Genomic DNA, 7077 nt, shown 5'->3' with positions numbered 1-7077 from the left:
GGTCGGGCGGGTCACCGCAGCGTTCGAGATCAGCGCGGCACCGCATCGCGGCGGGACGCCGCTCCCACGGGGCCATTCATCGTCCGGGGTGGCGGATGTTCCTTCCATGGCCGTTAGCCGGACCAAGGCCACGCAGCTGCGAGGTCGACCGGCTAAAGTCTCGATCTCCGGTGTCCCAGTGTCCGGAACGACGATCAAGGCCGCCTCACCGCACCCGACCACCGGCGATGGTTGAAGCCAGGTAACGTTCTTCGATAGCACTTCAAAGGAGCTTTGGTATGTTCGACATCCTTCCACGCCTGCGCCTGATCCCCGCCGTGCTGGCGCTCGGCAGTGGCCTGCTGGCCGCCGCCGCACCCGACCCCATCGCGCCCACCGGCGAGGCGGGTGCCACCGCCCTCGCGGTCCCACTGATCCAACCGGCCCCACCGCCGGCCAGTGCGGCGGCCGCCCCAGCCGCCCCGGCCCAGGCGCGGATTCAGGCCGACTACGGCAAGCTTCCCTACACCTTCGAAGCCAACGGCGGCCAGGCTGATGCCGCGGTCAAATTCCTCGCCCGCGGTCCCGGCTACAGCCTGTTCCTGACGCCCGGTGAGGCGGTGCTGTCACTGCACACCAGCCAACCGAACCCGGCGCCGCGGCCCCGGCCCGGTGCCGGGCCGGAGCCGGTGCCCGCGCCGACGCCGGCCGCCGCGCCGGAACCGACCGCCGCGGCGACGCCCCCGGCGGTGCTGCGTCTGAGCCTGGTCGGTGCCAATCCCGAGCCGGTCATCCACGGCGAGGCGGCCCTGCCGGGCAAAGTCAACTATCTGCGCGGCAAGGACCCTGCGGCCTGGCGGACCGGCCTGTCGACCTATGCCAAGGTCCGCTATGAAGGCGTCTATCCCGGCGTCGATCTGGTCTATTACGGCACCCAGGGCCAACTGGAGTATGACCTGGTGTTGGCCCCCGGGGCGGACCCCACGGTCATCCGACTCGCCTTTGCGGGGGCGGATCGGGTGACATTGGATGACACCGGCAATCTGGTGCTGACCCTGGGCGAGCAGCAGGTGATCCAGCAGACCCCGCGGGTTTATCAGGAGACCAACGGCGAGCGCACGACGATTCCGACCCGGTATGTGCTGGCGGATAACCGGCAGGTGACTCTGGCGATCGGGGACTATGATGCCGGGCGGGCGTTGGTGATCGATCCGGTGTTGGAGTATTCCAGCTACCTCGGCGGGAGCGACTACGACTTTGGCGCGGGCATCGCCGTGGACAGCGCCGGGAATGCCTACCTGGCGGGCGCGACCTGGTCCACCGACTTCCCGATCCGCAACGCCCTGCAGCCTGACAAGGGTCGATCCGACAGCGATGCCTTTGTCGCTAAGCTCAGTGCCGATGGTGCCACGCTCGTCTATGCCACCTACCTCGGCGGTAGTAGCAACCAGGAGCACGCCCTAGGCATCGCCGTGGACGGCGCCGGGAATGCCTACCTGACGGGCGAGACCCACTCCTCCGATTTCCCGACCCGCCAGGCCGTGCAGCCTGACTTCGGCGGCGGCGAAGATGCCTTCGTCGCCAAGCTCAGTGCCGATGGTGCTACGCTGGTCTACGCGACCTACCTCGGTGGTCGCAACGAAGACCATGGCGCCGGCATCGCCGTGGACGGCGCCGGGAATACCTACGTGACGGGAACGACCACGTCTCCCGACTTCCCGACCCGCGACGCCCTGCAGCCCGATCTTCGGGGATACCAGGATGCCTTTGTTTCCAAGTTCAGTGCCGATGGTGCCGCGCTGGTCTACGCCAGCTACCTCGGCGGTGCCGGCGGCGAAAACGGCATTGGCATCGCCGTGGACGGCGCCGGGAGTGCCTACCTGACTGGAGAAACCCAATCCGCTGACTTCCCGATCCGCAACGCCCTGCAGCCTGACTTTGGTGGCGGATACTCCGATGCTTTTGTTGCCAAGCTCAGTGCCGACGGCGCCGCGCTGGTCTACTCCACTTACCTCGGTGGCTCGGATAGCGAGTATCGCGCTTACATCGCGGTGGACAGCGCCGGGAATGCCTACCTGACGGGAACGACCTACTCCCCCGACTTCCCGACCCGGAACGCCCTGCAGCCCGATCTTCGGGGATCCCCCGATGCCTTTGTCTCCAAGTTCAGTGCCGACGGCGCCGCGCTGGTCTACGCCAGCTACCTCGGCGGTAACGGTTTGGACAATGGCGCTGGCATCGCCGTGGACGGCACCGGGAATGCCTATGTGACGGGGCAGACCAACTCCACCGATTTCCCGACGCGCAACGCCCTACAACTCGTTACCGAAGGCGGTGATGCTTTTGTCGCCAAGTTCAGTGTCGACGGCGCCGCGCTGGTCTACGCGAGCTACCTCGGCGGTAGCGACTTAGACTCCGGTACTGGCATCGCCGTGGACGGCATCGGGAATGCCTACGTGACGGGAACGACCTTCTCCGCCGACTTCCCGACCCGCCAGGCCCTGCAGCCTGACCGCGGCGGACCCAACGATGCGTTTGTCACCAAGATCGCGGACCTGTCCACCGCGCCCATCGCGGTGCCGCGCGGGCTGGTGGCGCTCGGCGACCTCGATGGTGATGGCACCCAAGACCTTGCGGTCTGGTTCCAGGACTTGGCCGCGGGCACCTTGACCGCCCTGGTCCGGGACGCGGCCAATGGCACATTGCTGCAAACCATCGATTTCGATCCGGCCTATGCACCACTCGACCTGGTGGCGGTGCCCGATCTCGACGGCAACGGTGCCCCCGAGTTGGCGCTGCTGGGTCAGCGTGCTACCGATCACCGTGTGCAGGTGGAGACATTCGACGCGCTCTCGGGCGTGCGGCTGAGCGTGATCGCCTTCGACCCCGTCTTTGCGCCTCAGCGGCTGGCGGTGGTGCCGGGGTTCGATGGCGCTGGCGGGGCGGCACTGGCGGTGCTGGGTTACAACGGGACGACCGGGGGAATCGCGGTGGAACTCAAGGATGCCCGCACGGGCGTGCGGCTGGGGCAGGTCTTGTTCAAGAAGAGCGTGAGACCACCCGTCGACTTCGCCGCGGTGGCCGACGCCAACGGCAACGGCAGCAAGGAACTGGCCGTGCTCATGTTCGATACGTCGACGCCGCGGAACCAGAAGAAGGTTGAATTACGCGACAGCCGCGACGGGACACTGATCAAGAACCTGTGGTCGCCATTGTGGACGACACCGCTGGGCTTGGTCGAGTTGCCGGATGTGAACGGCAACGGCACTCCGGAGATCGCCGTGCTTGGCCAGGCGAATGCCGCCGTGGTGGTGAAGACGGCAGACGCCGGCACTGCCGCCGCACTGCCGATCGTGTTTTTCAATCCGACCTTTGTCCCCCAACAATTGGCCGCCCTACCTGACCTCGACGGTAACGGTGTGGCCGAACTGGCGGTATTGGGCCGCGCCAATGGCCTGCGCAAGACCGAGTTGCGAGACGCTGCTACCGGTGACTTGGTAAGCAACCTCTGGTTCGGTCAGCTTACGCCGATCGACATGGCGGTCATGCCCGACATGAATGGCACCGGCAGCCCGGAGATCGCCGTGCTCGGCGTGACGCCAGCGGACGGGACCCAGGTCCTGATCAAAGACACCGTGACCCAGGCGGTGGTCAGCCGGTTGGACTTCTAGCCCCCGGTGCGCTGGTTTCCAACCGGCGCGCATCCGGACGGTGCGGTGAGGCACGAACCGCACCGTTCGCGATTCGGCAGTTTGGAGAATTCGCCATCAGTATCAGTGCCTCGCCCAGCCTTGTTCAGCGTTGCGGCCAGTACCGGGGCATGGCGCACTGGAGGTCGAGGCTTTACCGTGAACGTCGCGTAGCGACCCTGTGGGAGCGGCGTCCCGCCGCGATGGGGTCGTGAACGTCGCGTAGCGACCCTGTGGGAGCGGCGTCCCGCCGCGATGGGGTCGGGCGGGTCACCGCAGCGTTCGAGATCAGCGCGGCACCGCATCGCGGCGGGACGCCGCTCCCCGGGGGCCATTCATCGTCCGGGGTGGCGGATGTTCCTTCCATGGCCGTTAGCCGGACCAAGGCCACGCAGCTGCGAGGTCGACCGGCTAAAGCCTCGGCCTTCGGTGTTCCAGCGTCCGGAACGACGATCAAGGCCGCCTCACCGCGCCCGACCACCGGCGATGGTTGAAGCCACGTAACGTTCTTCGATAGCCCTTCAAAGGAGCTTTGGTATGTTCGACATCCTTCCACGACTGCGCCTGATCCCCGCCGTGCTGGCGCTCGGCAGCGGCCTGCTGGCCGCCGCCGCACCCAACCCCATGCCGCCTGCCGGCGGGGCAGGTGTAACCGGCCTTGCGGCGCCGCTGATCCAACCGGCTGCACCGCCGGCCAGTGCGGCGACCGCTCCAGCCGCCCCGGCCCAGGCGCGGATTCAGGCCGACTACGGCAAGTTGCCCTACACCTTCGAGGCCAACGGCGGCCAGGCTGATGCCGCGGTGAAGTTCCTCGCCCGCGGCCCCGGCTACAGCCTGTTCCTGACGCCCGGTGAGGCGGTGCTGTCACTGCACACCAGTCAACCGAACCCGGCGCCACGGCCCCGGCCCGGCGCCCGGCCGGAGGCGGTGTCCGCGCCGACGCCGGCCGCCGCGCCGGAACCGACCGCCGCGGCGACGCCCCCGGCGGTGCTGCGTCTGAGCCTGATCGGTGCCAATCCCGAGCCGGTCATCCACGGCGAGGCGGCCCTGCCGGGCAAGGTCAACTATCTGCGCGGAAAGGATCCCGCAGCCTGGCGCACCGGCCTGTCGACCTATGCCAAGGTCCGCTATGAAGGCGTCTATCCCGGCGTCGATCTGGTCTATTACGGCACCCAGGGNCAACTGGAGTATGACCTGGTGNTGGCNCCNGGNGCGGACCCCACGGTCATCCGNCTCGCCTTTGCGGGGGCGGATCAGATGCGGCTTGATGACACCGGCAATCTGGTGCTGACCCTGGGCGAGCAGCAGGTGATCCAGCAGACCCCGCGGGTTTATCAGGAGACCAACGGCGAGCGCACGACGATTCCGACCCGGTATGTGCTGGCGGATAACCGGCAGGTGACTCTGGCGATCGGGGACTATGATGCCGGGCGGGCGTTGGTGATTGATCCGGTGTTGGTGTATTCCAGTTACCTGGGCGGCAGTGGCATGGACCAAGGCTATAGCATCGCCGTGGACGGTGTCGGGAATGCCTACCTGACAGGATACACAGACTCGACCGACTTCCCGACCCGCCAGGCCCTGCAGCCTGACTTCAACGGCGGATCCTACGACGCTTTTGTCGTCAAGCTCAGTGCCGATGGTGCCAGGCTTGTCTACGCGACCTACCTCGGCGGCAGCAACTTCGACATTGGCACTGGCATCGCCGTGGGCCGCGCTGGGACTGCTTACCTGACGGGATGGACCAACTCCACCGACTTTCCGACCCGTCAGGCCCCGCAGCCTGACTTCGGCGGGGGATCCTACGATGCCTTTGTCGCCAAGCTCAGTGCCGATGGTGCCGCGCTGGTCTACGCCAGCTACCTCGGTGGCAGCGAGTCGGAGGAAGGCGCCGGCATCGCCGTGGACGGCGTCGGGAATGCCTACTTGACGGGATGGACCCAGTCCAGCGATTTCCCGACCCACCAAGCTCTGCAGGCGGACTTCGGTGGCGGAACCATTGATGCCTTCGTCGCCAAGTTTAGCGCCGATGGCGCCGCGCTGGTCTACGCCAGCTACCTTGGCGGTGGCAGCGCCGACTTTGGCAACGGTATCGCCGTGGACAGTGCAGGGAATGCCTATCTGACCGGATCGACCGGCAACTTCCCGACGCGTAGCGCCCTGCAACCTGACTTCGGGGGCGGATCCGCCGATGCCTTTGTCGCCAAGCTCAGTGCCGACGGCTCCACACTCGTCTACGCCAGCTACCTCGGCGGCAGCAGCGGCGAGGAGGGCACAGGCATCGCCGTGGACGGTGCAGGGGATGCCTACCTGACGGGGTGGACCGCCTCCCGAGACTTCCCGACACGCGATGCGTTGCAGCGCGACTTCGGCGGCGGCTGGGATGACGCTTTTGTCGCCAAGCTCAGTGCCGATGGTGCCAACCTGCACTACGCCACCTACCTCGGCGGCAGCGATGACGACTATAGCGCCGGTATCGCGGTGGACGGTGCCGGGGATGCCTACCTGACGGGCTTTACCGCGTCGACAGACTTCCCGACACGCGATGCCTTGCAGTCTGACTTCGGCGGATGGGATGACGCTTTTGTTGTCAAACTCAGTGCGGATGGCGCTGCGCTGCTCTACGCCAGATCCCTCGGTGGTGACGGCTTAGATCGGGGCACTGGTATCGCCGTAGACGGCGCCGGGAATGCTTATCTGACGGGGTATACCCTGTTCGGCGACTTCCCGACCCGCCGGGCACTGCAACCTGACCCCGGCGGAAACTACGATGCCTTTGTCACCAAGATCGCGGATGAGACGACCGCACCGCCGACGGCGTTGCCCTGGTTGGCGGCCCTCGGCGATCTGACGAGCGACGGTTCTCAGCACCTCGCGGTCTTGTTCGATGATGCCGTGGCGGGGACGGTGACCGCCCAGATCAAGCAGGCTCTCAGTGACTCACTGATCCAGACCTTCGTCTTTGACCAGGGGTATGCCCCCCTGGACCTCGCCGTGGTCCCCGACCAGAACAGCAACGGCGCCCCGGAATTGGCCCTGCTGGGCCGCCATGCCGCGAACGGCCGCGTCCAGGTCGAAGTGCGCGACACCCGCACCGGCGCGCGGCTGAGCGCGGTCGCCTTCAAGTCCGCCTTCGCGCCCCAGCGGCTGGCGGTGCTGCCCGATCGTAACGGCAACGGCGCGGCGGAATTGGCGGTGCTCGGCATCAAGGCCGGTAACGGCTCGGTCGCCGCCGAGATCAAAGACGCCGCCACCGGCGCTGGGCTGGGCCAGGTGTTCTTCGCCAAGACCTTCCGCCCCGTCGATTTCGCCGTGGTCGCCGACGCCAACGGCAACGGGGCCGCGGAACTCGCCGTGCTCGGGGTCGATGCCGCCGGTCAGCCGCGAGTCGAACTGCGCGACAGCGGCA

The 7077-nt window shown here is 67.0% G+C and carries 1 protein-coding gene and 1 pseudogene; both read left to right on the top strand.

All coding sequences use genetic code 11. From position 1 onward, the window contains the following. The first annotated feature begins 278 nt into the window (after positions 1–278). Positions 279–3650 carry a DUF7948 domain-containing protein gene (locus tag A39O_RS36590; RefSeq protein WP_020505172.1) on the top strand — a complete coding sequence of 1124 codons (3372 nt, stop codon included), beginning with the start codon at positions 279–281 and terminating at the stop codon, positions 3648–3650. A gap of 555 nt (positions 3651–4205) precedes the next feature. Continuing rightward, positions 4206–7076, top strand: a pseudogene (locus A39O_RS36585) (DUF7948 domain-containing protein); the annotation flags it as partial. Position 7077: the final 1 nt, after the last annotated feature.

Origin of the sequence: Lamprocystis purpurea DSM 4197, from assembly GCF_000379525.1 — a bacterium.
GTDB classification, from domain to species: Bacteria; Pseudomonadota; Gammaproteobacteria; order Chromatiales; family Chromatiaceae; genus Thiodictyon; species Thiodictyon purpureum.
The sequence above is the reverse complement of the archived record's forward strand: the minus strand, read 5'-3'. Positions and strand labels throughout refer to the sequence as shown.

What these genes read in the sequence shown, in the direction of transcription:
- A39O_RS36590 (WP_020505172.1), top strand. Translation starts at nt 279, where the DNA reads ATGTTCGACATCCTTCCACGCCTGCGCCTGATCCCCGCCGTGCTGGCG.